At 57.6% G+C, this 13,357-nt stretch carries 16 protein-coding genes; 5 read left to right on the forward strand and 11 right to left on the reverse strand.

The genetic code is table 11. The features are described 5' to 3' along the window. Nucleotides 1-128 precede the first annotated feature (128 nt). From ACQE3D_RS13645 to ACQE3D_RS13665, 5 genes are all read left to right on the forward strand, one after another. Entirely contained in the window at nt 129-674 is a 546-nt protein-coding gene (locus ACQE3D_RS13645) for a gamma carbonic anhydrase family protein (RefSeq protein ID WP_064030130.1), read from the forward strand. A gap of 441 nt (nt 675-1,115) precedes the next feature. Next, on the forward strand, nt 1,116-1,301 hold the full coding sequence (locus ACQE3D_RS13650) for a hypothetical protein (protein ID WP_064030128.1): 186 nt from the start codon (nt 1,116-1,118) through the stop codon (nt 1,299-1,301). A 2-nt stretch (nt 1,302-1,303) separates the two neighbouring features. Next, nucleotides 1,304-1,666 carry a hypothetical protein gene (locus tag ACQE3D_RS13655; protein WP_231883700.1) on the forward strand — a complete coding sequence of 121 codons (363 nt, stop codon included), beginning with the start codon at nt 1,304-1,306 and terminating at the stop codon, nt 1,664-1,666. Nucleotides 1,667-1,825: 159 nt separating this feature from the next. After that, nucleotides 1,826-2,242 carry a bacteriohemerythrin gene (locus tag ACQE3D_RS13660; protein WP_313730093.1) on the forward strand — a complete coding sequence of 139 codons (417 nt, stop codon included), beginning with the start codon at nt 1,826-1,828 and terminating at the stop codon, nt 2,240-2,242. Next, nucleotides 2,239-2,814, forward strand: a complete 576-nt coding sequence (locus tag ACQE3D_RS13665; RefSeq protein WP_313730092.1) for an alpha-ketoglutarate-dependent dioxygenase AlkB family protein — start codon at nt 2,239-2,241, stop codon at nt 2,812-2,814. Before ACQE3D_RS13660 ends, ACQE3D_RS13665 begins: the two co-directional genes overlap by 4 nt. A gap of 204 nt (nt 2,815-3,018) precedes the next feature. Here ACQE3D_RS13665 and ACQE3D_RS13670 read toward each other — a convergent pair whose 3' ends face one another. The 11 genes from ACQE3D_RS13670 to ACQE3D_RS13720 form a co-directional block, all read right to left on the reverse strand. Continuing rightward, nucleotides 3,019-3,948 (reverse strand): vWA domain-containing protein, encoded by a 930-nt coding sequence (locus ACQE3D_RS13670; protein ID WP_313730091.1) that lies wholly within the window; start codon nt 3,946-3,948, stop codon nt 3,019-3,021. A gap of 65 nt (nt 3,949-4,013) precedes the next feature. Beyond that, a complete protein-coding gene (locus ACQE3D_RS13675) occupies nt 4,014-4,574 on the reverse strand; it encodes an MxaK protein (RefSeq protein WP_313730090.1) in 561 nt (186 codons plus the stop codon). Beyond that, on the reverse strand, nt 4,574-5,575 hold the full coding sequence (locus tag ACQE3D_RS13680; protein WP_313730089.1) for a vWA domain-containing protein: 1,002 nt from the start codon (nt 5,573-5,575) through the stop codon (nt 4,574-4,576). The genes ACQE3D_RS13675 and ACQE3D_RS13680 overlap by 1 nt, the downstream gene beginning before the upstream one ends. Continuing rightward, nucleotides 5,572-6,552 carry a nonribosomal peptide synthetase MxaA gene (locus ACQE3D_RS13685; protein WP_427500655.1) on the reverse strand — a complete coding sequence of 327 codons (981 nt, stop codon included), beginning with the start codon at nt 6,550-6,552 and terminating at the stop codon, nt 5,572-5,574. Before ACQE3D_RS13685 ends, ACQE3D_RS13680 begins: the two co-directional genes overlap by 4 nt. After that, nucleotides 6,549-7,406 carry a DUF58 domain-containing protein gene (locus ACQE3D_RS13690; RefSeq protein ID WP_313730087.1) on the reverse strand — a complete coding sequence of 286 codons (858 nt, stop codon included), beginning with the start codon at nt 7,404-7,406 and terminating at the stop codon, nt 6,549-6,551. The genes ACQE3D_RS13685 and ACQE3D_RS13690 overlap by 4 nt, the downstream gene beginning before the upstream one ends. 64 nt (nt 7,407-7,470) lie before the next feature. Then, the gene (locus ACQE3D_RS13695; protein WP_064030113.1) at nt 7,471-8,097 is read right to left on the reverse strand and encodes a hypothetical protein; all 627 of its coding nucleotides are present in this window, start codon (nt 8,095-8,097) and stop codon (nt 7,471-7,473) included. Nucleotides 8,098-8,102: 5 nt separating this feature from the next. Continuing rightward, nucleotides 8,103-9,122 (reverse strand): AAA family ATPase, encoded by a 1,020-nt coding sequence (locus ACQE3D_RS13700; protein WP_313730086.1) that lies wholly within the window; start codon nt 9,120-9,122, stop codon nt 8,103-8,105. A 294-nt stretch (nt 9,123-9,416) separates the two neighbouring features. Beyond that, a complete protein-coding gene (locus ACQE3D_RS13705) occupies nt 9,417-9,698 on the reverse strand; it encodes a methanol dehydrogenase [cytochrome c] subunit (RefSeq protein ID WP_064030109.1) in 282 nt (93 codons plus the stop codon). A gap of 75 nt (nt 9,699-9,773) precedes the next feature. After that, on the reverse strand, nt 9,774-10,250 hold the full coding sequence (gene moxG, locus ACQE3D_RS13710) for a cytochrome c(L), periplasmic (protein ID WP_064030107.1): 477 nt from the start codon (nt 10,248-10,250) through the stop codon (nt 9,774-9,776). 16 nt (nt 10,251-10,266) lie between these two features. Beyond that, nucleotides 10,267-11,109 (reverse strand): methanol oxidation system protein MoxJ, encoded by an 843-nt coding sequence (moxJ, locus tag ACQE3D_RS13715; protein ID WP_064030104.1) that lies wholly within the window; start codon nt 11,107-11,109, stop codon nt 10,267-10,269. 84 nt (nt 11,110-11,193) lie between these two features. Beyond that, a complete protein-coding gene (locus ACQE3D_RS13720) occupies nt 11,194-13,002 on the reverse strand; it encodes a methanol/ethanol family PQQ-dependent dehydrogenase (RefSeq protein ID WP_064030101.1) in 1,809 nt (602 codons plus the stop codon). Nucleotides 13,003-13,357 lie beyond the last annotated feature (355 nt).

Below are 13,357 nucleotides of genomic sequence, written 5' to 3' on the forward strand. Positions count from 1 at the left end.
GACGTCATCGACCATGCCGCCACTTTTGAAAATAAAGTTCCACGCCCACCAAGCTTCCTTTCAGTACTGGCGCGGCATCGTGCAATTGCGTAACATTTTGGCAATTATGGCAAAGAACAGGAGTTCACGTGGCAATCAGAACCTATCAATCCAGCAAACCCAAGCTCGGCGAGCGTGTCCTGATCGACGAAACCGCCGTCGTCATCGGTAGCGTAGAATTGGGCGACGACGTTTCGGTCTGGCCAACCGCAGTCTTGCGCGGCGACGTGGAGAAAATTTGCATCGGTAATGCCAGCAATGTTCAAGACGGCTCCATCTTGCACGTGTCGCACGCCGGCGACTATTCGCCGAGCGGCTATCCCCTAAGGATAGGCGAGTCCGTCACGATCGGTCATCGCGCGGTTATTCACGGTTGCACGATAGGCAATTATTGCCTGATCGGCATTGGCGCCATCATCATGGACGGGGCGGTGCTCGGCGACTACAGCATGCTGGGTGCCGGCGCGCTAGTGCCGCCGGGTAAAAAATTGGAAGGCGGATATCTGTACATCGGCGTACCCGCCAAGGCCGCTCGCGCGCTAACCGACGACGAGAAGATCTTTTTGGCCTACTCCGCGTCGCACTACGTCAAACTCAAGGACAGTTATCTGGACCGCAAAGCCACCCCGGAGTGATCGCGGTTTACACTCACGGCCCAAAACATGATTCGGCTAACCACCAGCCATTGACCGGCCGGTCGCAGGCCCCCTGGTCGTCCTGAATCGGCGGCCTACTCTTCGTCCTTGGATCGCACGCCCCGAAGCGACGACGCCCATTATTAATATTGAAACGATATTTGTTTGACAAGTCCGGCCGCTTGTTATATTGTTTCGATTCGCTACCAATAACGGACGCCGATCACGCGGTTTTTAAATTGTTGGTTGCGCGCGGCTCTTGCCCTCGGCCGCGCCCGACCTTCCGGCACAGATCCACCAACCATCCGGCCTATTCCTCTTGTCCGGCGTCCGCCGGTAGCGAAACCGGAAATCGAGTTCCCGGCCGAAGTTGGCCGACAATACCGGCTTCCATTCTTACTAGACCCGACTTCGGCCATCGCCGAAAATAAGAGGTAAACCATGAGTGAAGTACACCAAGAGAAAGATCATTTCGTACTGTATGTTGTCGTGACGGTCGTCGTGGTCGTCGGCGCGATATTGGCGGTCAAGCTGAACGAAAACGAAAAATTCGCCCCCATCAAGGACCAAATCAACGAGGAACACCGTTTAATGAATATCCGCGTCATCGCCAACCGGGAGGACTGAACATGCGCAAATTTCCGTTTATGTTAAGTTTGCTGCTGACCATGTTGATCAACACACCGCTGCAAGCCACCGAATATATTTATCGCGACCTGATGGCCAATAGTCTGGCACCGGCGCATTGCGACGCCGAACCCAAGGCGCGCGACGCCGCGGCCAAACCCTATAACATCGAACGCTTCAGCAAGAAGTTCTGCCAAACCCAAGGTTACGGTTGGCACGTCGAAGAAATCAAAACCGCGGGTAACACCGTTTGCGACAGTTGCGGAAACCAAGCCGATTTAAAACGCTGTCACCAGGAAGACATTGTCGTCAGTTGTAAACGTATCAAACCCGGCACGGTCGGTATGTTACCCGGCAAAGGCTAATATTGATCGACCTTGATGTGGCAGTTTGGCGCCCGGCGCCGCTGCCACCCCTTGGTCGGGTCACGCTGACGGCACCTTCTGTGTCGGGCATAAAATCTGCTTCAAAATCTCGATAAGAAATCCGTTGCGTAAACATCAACTATCGTTTGGGTGGACGACATGACCTTACTTTCGGCGGCCGAAACGGCCCTGGTTGGATACGATGCTATCGATCACGACCATCAATCCTTCATCGCGTTGGTAAATCAGTTGGATAGCGCGGACAATAACGAATTTCCCGCCCTGTTCCGCGAACTCTATCACCATACCGAACAGCACTTCGAGCTGGAAAACCAATTGATGCAAACCTTCGCCTTCCCGGCGGAAACCGAACACAAAGGCGAACACCAGCGCGTTTTGGCCGAATTCAAACAATTTCAGTCGCGCATCGACAAAGGCCTGATTCCGTTCGGGCGCGCCTTCGTCAAAGACAGGCTGCCGCAATGGTTCAAATTACATGTCGCGACGATGGATAGCGCGTTGGCCGCCCATATCCATCAAGCGAACTCGCGCGCCGGAGACACCAACGCCGCATGAGCGCCGTTCCCGAACTGGAGTTAATCGAAGGATTCTACGACCAAGCCGACTGCCGGCAACTCCTCAAACGCTTGCTCGACGAACAGGATTGGCCGAACAACCGTTACCAAGTCGGCGAACGCTGGTTCGAATTGCCGAGACAGCAAACTTGGCACGCCGATCCCGGCATTCGTTACAGTTACAGCAACAACCTGCTAGTCGCCCGGCCCTGGACTCCGTTATTGTCCGAACTGAGAACCGCTATCGAGCATCGTTTGAACGCAAAATTCAACGCAGTACTGGTGAATCTCTACCGCGACGGCAACGACTACGTCGGCTGGCATTCGGACAACGAACGCGAAATGGGAGACGAACCGTTGATCGCTTCGCTGAGTTTGGGCGCCACCCGTACGTTCGCCTACCGCCACAAGCGCAGCGGAGAACAAGGCAGCACCCGACTAAATGCCGGCACGCTACTGACGATGCGGCCATCGTTTCAACACGATTGGCGGCATAGCCTGCCGCCGGCACCGGAAGTCGCCGATCCCAGGATTAATTTAACATTTCGCTACGTGCTGCCGCCGCCGAACTAAGTCGCTGGTACGACGGGTGCGCCGTGTCCGGCGCATAAAAGGCAAAGGCGGTCTTACCGGATTTCTTGACAGTACACCTTGCCCCGTCAGCCAGCGAACTCAACTCTTCGGCGTCCTCGCCGTGATCGGGAAACGATACAATCCCAATTCTGCACAATTCGACGACAAGGCAGTTTTTGCTTGGGTCACCGATATTTACCCGACCTATTTTACGAAAACACCCACCAGCGCCAACAGCGCCAGACCGGCGTATTGCCAGGCAACATCTTCGGAAACGACGCCGGGTTTGGCGAATGCCGCTTGCTGCAAGGCCGGCCGCAAACTGCCGGGATCGGTCAGACGTTGATAGCTCAATCCAGCTTCCGCAGCCAAGCGTCTCAGATAATCTTCGTGGAGGCGACTCATATGTTCGTCGCCGATCACCGCTTGGCTACCGAACGGCGCATTGCGGGCGTCATAGCCTTGAATTTTTTCGGGATTCAGATCGGATTCGCCGAAGGTCGAGCGGTGCGGCACGTCTTCGGGTTTGTAAAAACCCAGGCGCTGGCCGTTGGCATCGAATTTGGGAATCGGCGCGGGGTTATCGCCGCCGACGCCGATAATCACACCTTGCACTTGACCGCGAAACCCGCCGAGATCGGGCTGGTAGCGCGCGTTGGGCGGAGGAGCCTCCTGGCCGTCGGTCAAGAACACCAAGGTTTCCTCGCGTGCTTTGAAATCTTCCAAAGTCCTGGCCAGGCCGGCGGCGATCCGGCTATCGGCGGCCCACGCCATCCGCCAATCCAATGCCGCCAACGCCGCGTCGATTTCGTTGAAGCCGGAGCAGACTTCGATGGGCTCGAACAACAGCGCCGATCGGCGTTCGGTGAATATCCCAAAACCGACGCGCGATTGGCACGGCAACGCCAGCAGTTGCTCGCGCAGACTGTGTTTGACAAAGTCCAGCCGGCTGACGGCTCGCCCTTCCCACACATAATCTTCGGCATTCATGCTGCGGGTAATATCCACGACGAAGATCAACTGGTATAGCGGGCGCTGCCGTTGTCGAGTCGGGCCCGTCGCGGCCAGCACGGTCATCATTAGCGCCAGCACTAACAGCCACCAGCGGTAGTCTCTAAAATTCGGTCCGGGCATGGCGATTCAACGATGCATAATGAGACGGCCGGCGCCGAGACCCCGGCGTGCGCGTTGGGCACTGCTCATGGCAAACCGCGCGGAAATCCGGGCAGCGTGGTCCACAGCTGGGTCTTTTCCCGACCGTCGTCCGGTTCGTGACCGCTATTGACCCTATCCATTTCCGGCAACAGCCGCATCGCCACTTCCAGATTGTACTTGGCATCCCAGTAGCCCGGCTCGGCGATCAGTGCGTCGCGATAGGCTTGCTTAGCCAAGCCGACCAACGGCGTCGCATCGTTGATATTGCCGGCGTGTAGCTTTTCCTGCGCCTGCGCCATATACAAATTCCCCAGATTGTAACGCGCCTGTGCCTGCAAGGCCGGCGGGGCCTGCCGCAGCAAGACGTTCAAGGTGGCCAACGCATCGTCGTAGCGGCCGGCCTTGCGCAAATACACCGCTCTCGCCATCCGTAGAGACGGCGGCGCGTCGGCCAGATCTTCGATCTCTACGTCGCGACCGGCCAGCAATTGCTCGATCAATTGGTTTTGGCCGGCCAGCCGATAGAGACGGGCTCCTTGTACCAAACCAACCAACAGTGCGGTCAGCAAGCCCGCCCAGAGCAAACCGTGTGTGAGACCGCGCATCAGTATTTGACCTCGCAAAGTTTGGCGCCTATCAGCAAAGCCGCTAGCCCGGCGGCGACTCGGTAGCACAGCGGCGTTAAATCCTGCTTGGGAATCCGTTCGAAATAGTGCAAGGGGCGATGCTCCAAACGATTGATATCGTCTATCGCCTGACGCATCGCACCGGGATTTTCGGCTTCGTAAGCTTGATAGGGAATATTCAGGCTGGAAAAAAATAAATGTAAATAGCGTTCGGGCATGGCTTGAGCGTTATCGTCGCGCGGATCGGTCGGCATCTCGAACAATCCCGGACTGTTTGCGGTGCGCAAAAACACCCAGTACAAGCGCACTTGACGCTGCTTGAACAACTGGCGCAATTTGGCCTCGCTGTCCGGGTCTATCACCGCCGCTCCGTCCGAGACCAACAAAACGATGCGGGAACCCGATACCGGCTGGTCGTCGAAATACGATAACGCCAAGGCCAAGCCCTTGCTGACGTTGGTATAGGCCAGCGCCGGCTGGGCCGTCGCGGCGATCGCCGCCCGCACCGCCGGTTTGTTTTCGGTCAACGGCATCACGAACAACGGCGAAGTACTGTAGGCCGCGACGCCGATCAAATCGTGATCGCGATGATCGACAAACTGGGTCAGCAATCGGCGGGCCGCCGCCGCCTTCGATTCTTCGCCGCTCCCCCCGTTGAGATGCCCGACGTCGGGTGCCTTGCCGGCGAACGTGTTGTCCATGCTATTGCTGCGATCCAGCAACAACACGATGTGGGCGCCGTGACCGATGCGCTCCACCTGCTGCTCCTTGCGATACGGCCCAGCCAAACCCAACACCAGCGCCGCGATCGTCAACGCGCCGAGCAGACGGAGCAACGCGTCTACCAAATTCGAGAACGGATCGGCCGGCAGCAAGTCCAGCGCCGGATGTTCGCCGACACGCATGCCCAAACGCCACAGCGGCAACGCGCATAGTACTAAACCGGCCAGCGGCCAGACCTGTTCGACAGCCAAATTCATCGGGCGCCCCGTTCGACATCTCGACACTGGCCGCAGAGTCGGCGTAAGCGCTCGATCGCGTCGTCGGTCGCGGCCGTCTGGTCGGCAAAGAAAAACCGGTTGGAATAGTCGAAGAACCAGCTCAATTCGCCTTGCAACGACCGGTAATGCGGGTGGGCTCCGAAAAAATCTTCCAGTCGGTGCCCGAATAGCGGTCCGCCGTGCAAGCGATTCAACGCGCCGTGCATGACCGTCAGCGCTTCGGCCATTTGCACGGCCCGCAGGCCGCGCAATTGCCGACTGGCGCGCTTGAATAGGCTACGCCGGGGCAGTCCCGGCAAATAGCCGTATTGCCAAGCCAGCCGTAAGCCAAGCGCCAGCGCCGCCAGACCCGCGACTAGCATATTACGCAGAACATCGGCGCCCGAGATTGGCGCCGGCGGCTGATCGGGGCGCAGATACTCACCGGCTTCATCCTGTCGAGCAATCAACTCGCGTAGCGGCGCCACGGTAAATTGCCAGTCCGGGACTCGCTGTTCGAGGCTTTGCCCGTGCTGACTGAAACGCAACGGGAAACCCGGAATCGTCAGCGCCTTGACCTCCAGCGGCGCGTAGAACACCTGATATTCCAAATTCACCCGATATTCGTCGTCGCCCGACGGTTCGACTTCCGCTTGGCGCAGATGCAACCATCGGTTCATTGGTCCGGGCTTGGGCAGGCTATCCGCGTGCAATACCACGCCGGAGCGGATCTGCACGGTGATCCGCATCGGTATCGTATCGCCGATTTGGTAGCCGAAAGGCCGCGGCGTCTCCACCCGCCATGCGCTGACCGGCCGGATCGGCGCGGCGGAGCATGCCGCCAATAATCCGGCGATCAAGCTCAATACCCCGGCACGAATCCAGTAAACGACGGCTCGCCGACGTTCGGCAAGCGCCGACGCCGGCGAACAAGGCCGGCCTTCTTGGCGGCATAGGTTACTCGACCCGCGCATCATGCCGCCCGTGCTAGAAAGTACTGGTTGAATTGCTCGGCCCGGTACCCTTGCTCGATAAACATCGGCTCGTGACCGAAGGCCCGGAATGCGTGCTGCAGTTGCCGACGGCGTTGCTGATAGGCGGTTTCGATACGACGTTTCAATGCCGGCCGCATCCACACGCGGCGGCGACGCCCGGTTTCCAGATCTTGCCAGACCAACAAGCCCCAATCCGGCATGGTCAGATATTCCTGTTCGTCCCAGAGTAGCAAGGGCACCAATTCGTGACGGCCCAGACTCGCCAGCAACGCGGGCAAGCGAACCAGCGGCCAATGACCATCGCCGATCAAAAACACCAGGGAACGTCGAGCCGGCAGATAGGCTCGCGCCCGCCACAAGCCAGCGCACCCCGGCTTTAACTTAAGTCGAGACACGGCCTCCAGCCAACGATCCACGCCGCCGAGGTCTATCGATCCGGGCGGTTGAAACACCAAGGGCCTATCGGCAGCGCCGAACCCGGCGAAGCCCACCCGATCTCCGGCGACATGGGCGGATTCGACGATCGCCAGTAATATTTCGACGATCGTTCGGCGTTTATCGCGCCGGCCGACGAAAGCCATCGAGGCCGACAAGTCGGCCAGCACCATGACTTCGACCCGGCTATGCTCCTGATGCGCCTTAACCCGGTACTGGCCAAACGGGTCTAGCAGACTGGCGCGCAGGTCTATCCGTCGGGGGTCCGGCCTCGCGATCAGGGCTTCGTGCCGCTTGAACAATTGTCCGTTGCCGACCATCTGCCCTGGGTGCGCTCCGGGATAGACTTGAACAGCCGGACCCGACAAGCGGTATTGGAAAGGTTCGATATTGATCGCCATGAAACTCGATGCAGCTAGCGGTGGACTTGGATCGGCATGTAGGAAGGATCGGCTCCGCCGGCAGCTATTGCGACACGATGACCTGAACCACCAAACCGGTGACCAGGCAGTAACCGGGCAGCGAATATTTCAGCGGCGCGTTGACCAGCAGTTCGACGACGCCGGAGTAACCGCGCTCATTACGGCTATAAATAGCCTCGCCGACCAGCCACAATAGGGAATCCAGAATTAACAGCGCCACAATCGTAAAAAATCCGACATCGCTGAATAAGAACGACTTGCTGGCGAGCAGGGAAATTCGCTCGTTAGTATCGACAAAATTCGCGGTCAAGATGCCGATCATCAATGCCCCTTCGTCGAAGGCCACCAAAAAAAAGGTATAGGTAAAGCGGCGCATCCGCGCCGAAAACCCGGCCAATCCGGGAAAACGTAGCGCCAGATACAGCACCGGCACACTGAGGCAGAACAGCAGAACGCCAATCACCGACAACAAAATCCAGAATTTGAAACCGACCGCGTCATTCAACGCGCTGGTGTAGTAGGCCGCGTAGGGAATGTCGGAATAAGCATCCAGGGCGCTGGCGATAAACGAGCTGATGATGCCGACGCCCGACCAAGTCAAATAGGTTTCCAATAAATGGCCGAGTCCGGCGTGCGGAATCATGGCGCGTAACAAAGTTTTCCAGTTCATGGGACTCAAGGTGCTGCGATGTGATTGAGGATTTCGCCGACCAAGGCCGGCAACAGCTCGTCGTGACGGTAGGCGTAGATCGGATTCAAGAACAAGCGGTGACTCATCGTCGGCGCGAACACCGCCTGGATATCCTCGGGCCACAAGCTGTCGCGCTGTTCCAGCCAAGCCCGAACCTTGGCGGCGCGGATCAGATAACTCATGCCGCGCGGACTGACACCGGCGTGCAGCAAGCGCTCCATCTCGACATCGCTCAAACTAATCCCGTACGCCTTGGGATCGCCGCTGGCCTTGGCCAGATCCAGCGCGTATTTGCGTAGCGCCGGACTGGTTTGAACGCGTTGTTGAATCGCCTCGCCCAGCGCGTTCAGGTTTTGATAGCCGATACCGGACTCCGCCATGCCGGCGATTAAGGCGTCGACATCGTGAAAGCGCGGATCGAACATCAATTCGTCCAATACCGCATCGTCGCTGGGCGCGGCGATGTTGATTTCCATCAGGAACCGGTCGCGCGCCGCCGCCGGCAATTCGAAAGTTTCTTCGCGTTCCACCCGGTTGCGATCGGCGAATACCAACATGTGCGGCATCCGGTATTCGCGGTTGAACGCGCCAACCGCGCGCTCGGCCATGACCCGCAACAGCAGCGAATGCACTTGCGGCCGGGCTCGATTGATTTCGTTGAAGAAAAACACCGATAACTGCTCGCCTTGCTTGAGCAGCGGACCGGGATCCACGCAAGGCCGGCCGTCCTGGTTCAGGTAGGTGTAGTAAATCAAATCGGCGGGCATCAAATCGATGGTACCTTCGATGCGCTGATAGCGACCGCCCAGTCCCTGCGCGACGGTACGCAGTAGCGTGGTCTTGCCAACGCCGACTTGACCTTCCAGCAGCACGTGACCGCGAGCGAATACCGCGATCAGGAGATTGCGCACCGCCGTCCGCTGGCCGACGACAATCCGGTTTATCTGGTTTTCCAGCGCCAGCGCATCGTCGCGCCGGCTAGCTAGCGTATGTTCGGTGATCATGTTTAGCTTGGCCCGTTACGGGCATATAGGCAAAAAAACTCCGGGCGGTGCCCGGAGCCGTGAGCTTCAGTCTTATCTTGGGCCAAACGCACGGCCTACCCTTGCCGCAAGTCCAGCGGTCCAAGCCTATTCCGTTAGACTGGTCTCTAGGGTTGCCGCCTTCCCTGGCGGCGTCCTAAGGGCCTGGTGACGACGCCCGCGCGAACACCTCGGTGTTCGCCGCCTGCCTTGGTCGAAAAAACACTGGCGATCCGTTCGCGGTCGCCAAGCGGCTTTTAACCGTCTTGCTCGGGCTTATTGACCTTCGACGTCGTAGACGAACTTGCCGGTTTTGGCCAGAATTTCGCTGCGTTTGGCGTTGCGGGCCTCCATTTCCTTGATCGATTGACTTTGCTTGTTCAGTTCGTTGACATCGTGTTTCGGGTCGTATTTGCTACCGGCCACTTGCGCGGGATAACCCGGTTTCGGTTCCCAGCAGTTACCGGCTTCCTTACATTTGGTACCGTCGTAGGCCTGGGCGGACGCCGCCAAAGTCAAAGCCAATGTTGCGCTGCTTAAGGTCAAAAAGTGTTTCATGTTGATCTCCTGATAAGTATTTGGAATTCCGGGCGCGCCAACGTCGCGACGTAGTCAATCCGGAGTGAAGCGACCTTATTTCAACCAGTCCGCCTTTTTCGGGTCGCCTTTGTAGATGTGGCGTATGAAAGCCATGATGTGCAACATTTCGTCCGTGCTGAACGTAACGTACTGAGGCCCCATCATGCCGTTGGCGCCGCCGAACAGCACCTCGAACAAACCCACGTCGGTGGCGTTGCGCGGATAGGTCCAATAGTCGTCGGCCAGTCCCGGCCCCAGCTTACCTTCCGCCTCGTGCCCGTGGCAGCCGGAACAACCGGTCATGTATAGGCTTTCGCCCTTCTTGATAGCCTCCGCGTCGCCGTTGTACGGGTTCTTACCGGTTTGCATGAATTGCTTGAACTTGTCGGTATTGCCGCCCTTCTTGGCAAAACTCAGATCCAGAGTTTCGCCGGTCAAGGCATGGCGCAGAGTGATGTCGGCCCGTGCCGTCGAGACGGCGGCAATCGCCAACATCGCGGCCGCGCCGCTCAAAAAGGTTTTGTATTTCATTTGTCGATGATTCCTGTTAGTTCATGGACAAGGCGGTCTCGGGTTCGTCCAGTAGCGGAATACCTTCCGCTTCCAGCAGTTCGCCGATCTCGTCTTGCTTGTCTCTTACAATTTTGTTCAATTGCTCCAACAACGCGACTTCGCCCTTACGCACGCCGATCGAGGTGCTGTAATGGAAACCGACTTTTTCACCGTCGGCTCGCTTGTTGTCGTCCGGTATCACCGTCATCGTCAACGGGGTATTGGACGCTTTAACGTAACGCGCCGCGGCCGGCCCCCATAACACGGCGATTTCCGCTTTGCCGGTAGCCACTTCATTCACCAGCTTGTCGTTGTCGTACTTGACGTACTGATTGCGCTTGGATTTGAACCCGACCAGCTCTTGCTGATAGCTGAACATGTCGTTGTAACGGCCTATCGCCCTGAGCATGGTTTCCGCCGGCGTACCGGGCGCGAACGCGATGCGCTTGGCGGTTTTCAACGCCGGGCTGTCCCAGTTCCGCAGGTCCAAATGATCTTGCTCGCGGGTAATGAAGACATAGCCGGACCGGTAATACGGCAGCGTGGTCAGCAAACGCGGATCGCCGTGATCGACACCCATCACCACGTCGCACAAGCCTTTGTCGACGAAGTCGCGGATGAAGTAACGCGGATCGGTCCAAGTCACCGCTTCCAGCTTGCGACCCAGTTGCTCCGCAACGTATTGCGCCAGTTTGTTTTCGAAGCCTTCGCCGGCTTTGTTGGCGTAAGGCATTTCGTTTTCCGCCGTGCAGACTTTCAAGGCCGGTGGTTCGGCTTGGGCGCAGGCAGACCCGATACCCAGCGCCAACGCGGTAAAAATATGTATCGCTTTTTTCATGGTTTGGATTTCAGCGTAGGGTGGGCATGCAATACCCACCGATTCGGTCGACCAAAGGTGGGCACGATGTGCCCACCCTACGATTTACAGCGAGAACACCATCACGCCGCCGCCCATTTGGGTGTAATGCGCCAACTCCTTGAACGCACCCACCGCACCGAGACCGGCGGTTGGGTCGGCTAGGTCGAAGACCAAGCCGACGCCTGGCCAGCCGCCGACACCGTAATAAATCGCAACATATTGTTTGTTGTTGTGTTTATAAGTGATCGGATGACCGATGACGCCGGAAGGCAGTTTGAACTTCCACAGTTCCTCGCCGGTTTTGGAATGGCGCGCCTTGATGTAGCCGTCCAAGGTGCCGTAGAACACCAAGTCGCCGGCCGTCGCGGTGGTGCCGCCCCAAACCGCGAATTTCTCCTGAACTTCCCACTCCATTTTGCCGGTGACCGAGTTCATCGCCTTAACTTGTCCCAAAGTGCCTTTCGGACCCGGGTACATGTTCAAAGTCGCGCCGACGAAGAACTGACCCGCGCGGTAAGGCAGCATGAACGGTTCCCAGTCCATGCAGATGTGGTTGGTACCCATGAAGAACAATTGCTTGTTCGGATCGTAGGATTCGATACCTTGGTTGTGGTAACCCATCGCCGACGGACAGATGCCGGTGGCTTGGTGGTCCATGTGTGTCGAATATTCCGGGTCGCGGATCGGCAAGCCGGTTTGCAAATCGACTTTTTTCACCCAGTTGACGGTATCGTCGATTTTGAAGGCATTGATCAAATCGCCATTTTCGCGATCCAGGGTGTAAACCAGACCGTTCCGGTCGGGGTGAGTCAGCAATTTGCGTTTTTTGCCGTTGACCACTTGCTCGGACAAGCCCATGTAGTTGACGCCGGCATAGTCCCACTCGTCGTGCGGCGTTTTTTGGTAGCCGAACTTGGCTTCGCCGGTGTTAACGTCGCGCCCCCAGATGGTCATCGTCCATTTGTTGTCACCGGGCCGCATGGTTTCGTTCCAGGGAGCCGGGTTACCGGAACCGTAGTACAGCATCTCCAGATCGCTGTCGTACGCGTACCAACCCCAGTTGGTGCCGCCGCCGATTTTCCAGGCGTCGCCTTCCCAGGTTTTTTGTCCCAAGCCAAACTGACCGTAATGCGGATTGGCGTTATTAAAGTCTCTCGCGAGTTTCAAGTCTTCGTCGGGACCGGTCGCGTACACCCGCCACGCCTGCTTGCCATCCTTGATGTTGTAGGCCGTGGCATAACCGCGCACGCCCAACTCGGCTCCGGCGGAACCGACGATGACTTTGTCCTTGACGACGAACGGCGCCATGGTCAGAGTCGAACCCATCGCGATGTCGGAATTTTCCATTTTCCACAAAACTTCGCCGGTCTTGGCGTTCAGCGCGACGATGTGACCGTCCAACTGATTCAGAAAGATCGTGGCGGGGTAATCCTTGCCCGCCGGTGCATATGCCAGCCCGCGATTGACGACGTCGCAGCAAGCCACGGCGCGAGCGGCGGGATTTTGCTTAGGCTTGAATTGCCAGAAAATCTTGTCGGGATTGTTCAAATCCAGCGCAAACACGTTATTCGGATACGGCGTATGCACGTACATGATGCCGTCGACGACCAAGGGGCCACCTTCATGACCGTTCAGTACGCCGGTCGAAAACGACCACGCAACTTTCAAATTCTTGACGTTATTGGCATTGATGTCGATCAACTCGCTGAAATGCGTGGAACTGTAGTCCTTGGTCTGCATCACCCAGTTGGTGTTTTGCTTGGACAATTGTTCAAGTTCCTTATTCGCCTGTGCCGATTGCGACACGGCCAGCGCGGCGCTCGTCAATAGAGCCGATGTCGTGACCTGCTTGGCAAATCGTGAAATTTGCATGAATCCTCCTGTGTTGTTTATGTGGGGTGCATGGCCCGACAGATCAGGTTTAAGGGAGCCTTAGGTTAAAAAGCCGATGCGCCGACGACAGCCCCCACCGAAACCGAACGGTGGTGCGCTCGACTTAGGCTTGATCCGGGAACCCGCGGCGAAACCATCGCCTTTTCACATCAGCCGTCTCGATCAAGTCGCACACGAAGACTTAAGACCGGCCGTGCCATGCTGCCGCAAATGGTAAAGAAAGCCCCCCTTGCGGCGTTACGGAAGAATCCATGAAGAAACGGGGAAAATGACAAGAAAATTGTCGAGAAATATTCCCGTACAACCACGCGACACCTCGATCAGAACAGGAAAA

Origin of the sequence: Methylomonas sp. MS20, from assembly GCF_050275925.1 — a bacterium.
GTDB classification, from domain to species: domain Bacteria; phylum Pseudomonadota; class Gammaproteobacteria; order Methylococcales; family Methylomonadaceae; genus Methylomonas; species Methylomonas koyamae_A.

What these genes read in the sequence shown, in the direction of transcription:
- ACQE3D_RS13705 (WP_064030109.1), bottom strand. Translation starts at nt 9,698, where the DNA reads ATGAAACACTTTTTGACCTTAAGCAGCGCAACATTGGCTTTGACTTTG.
- ACQE3D_RS13720 (WP_064030101.1), bottom strand. Translation starts at nt 13,002, where the DNA reads ATGCAAATTTCACGATTTGCCAAGCAGGTCACGACATCGGCTCTATTG.
- ACQE3D_RS13690 (WP_313730087.1), bottom strand. Translation starts at nt 7,406, where the DNA reads ATGGCGATCAATATCGAACCTTTCCAATACCGCTTGTCGGGTCCGGCT.
- moxJ (WP_064030104.1), bottom strand. Translation starts at nt 11,109, where the DNA reads ATGAAAAAAGCGATACATATTTTTACCGCGTTGGCGCTGGGTATCGGG.
- ACQE3D_RS13675 (WP_313730090.1), bottom strand. Translation starts at nt 4,574, where the DNA reads ATGCGCGGTCTCACACACGGTTTGCTCTGGGCGGGCTTGCTGACCGCA.
- ACQE3D_RS13650 (WP_064030128.1), top strand. Translation starts at nt 1,116, where the DNA reads ATGAGTGAAGTACACCAAGAGAAAGATCATTTCGTACTGTATGTTGTC.
- ACQE3D_RS13660 (WP_313730093.1), top strand. Translation starts at nt 1,826, where the DNA reads ATGACCTTACTTTCGGCGGCCGAAACGGCCCTGGTTGGATACGATGCT.
- ACQE3D_RS13655 (WP_231883700.1), top strand. Translation starts at nt 1,304, where the DNA reads ATGCGCAAATTTCCGTTTATGTTAAGTTTGCTGCTGACCATGTTGATC.
- ACQE3D_RS13665 (WP_313730092.1), top strand. Translation starts at nt 2,239, where the DNA reads ATGAGCGCCGTTCCCGAACTGGAGTTAATCGAAGGATTCTACGACCAA.
- moxG (WP_064030107.1), bottom strand. Translation starts at nt 10,250, where the DNA reads ATGAAATACAAAACCTTTTTGAGCGGCGCGGCCGCGATGTTGGCGATT.
- ACQE3D_RS13700 (WP_313730086.1), bottom strand. Translation starts at nt 9,122, where the DNA reads ATGATCACCGAACATACGCTAGCTAGCCGGCGCGACGATGCGCTGGCG.
- ACQE3D_RS13670 (WP_313730091.1), bottom strand. Translation starts at nt 3,948, where the DNA reads ATGCCCGGACCGAATTTTAGAGACTACCGCTGGTGGCTGTTAGTGCTG.
- ACQE3D_RS13685 (WP_427500655.1), bottom strand. Translation starts at nt 6,552, where the DNA reads ATGATGCGCGGGTCGAGTAACCTATGCCGCCAAGAAGGCCGGCCTTGT.
- ACQE3D_RS13680 (WP_313730089.1), bottom strand. Translation starts at nt 5,575, where the DNA reads ATGAATTTGGCTGTCGAACAGGTCTGGCCGCTGGCCGGTTTAGTACTA.
- ACQE3D_RS13695 (WP_064030113.1), bottom strand. Translation starts at nt 8,097, where the DNA reads ATGAACTGGAAAACTTTGTTACGCGCCATGATTCCGCACGCCGGACTC.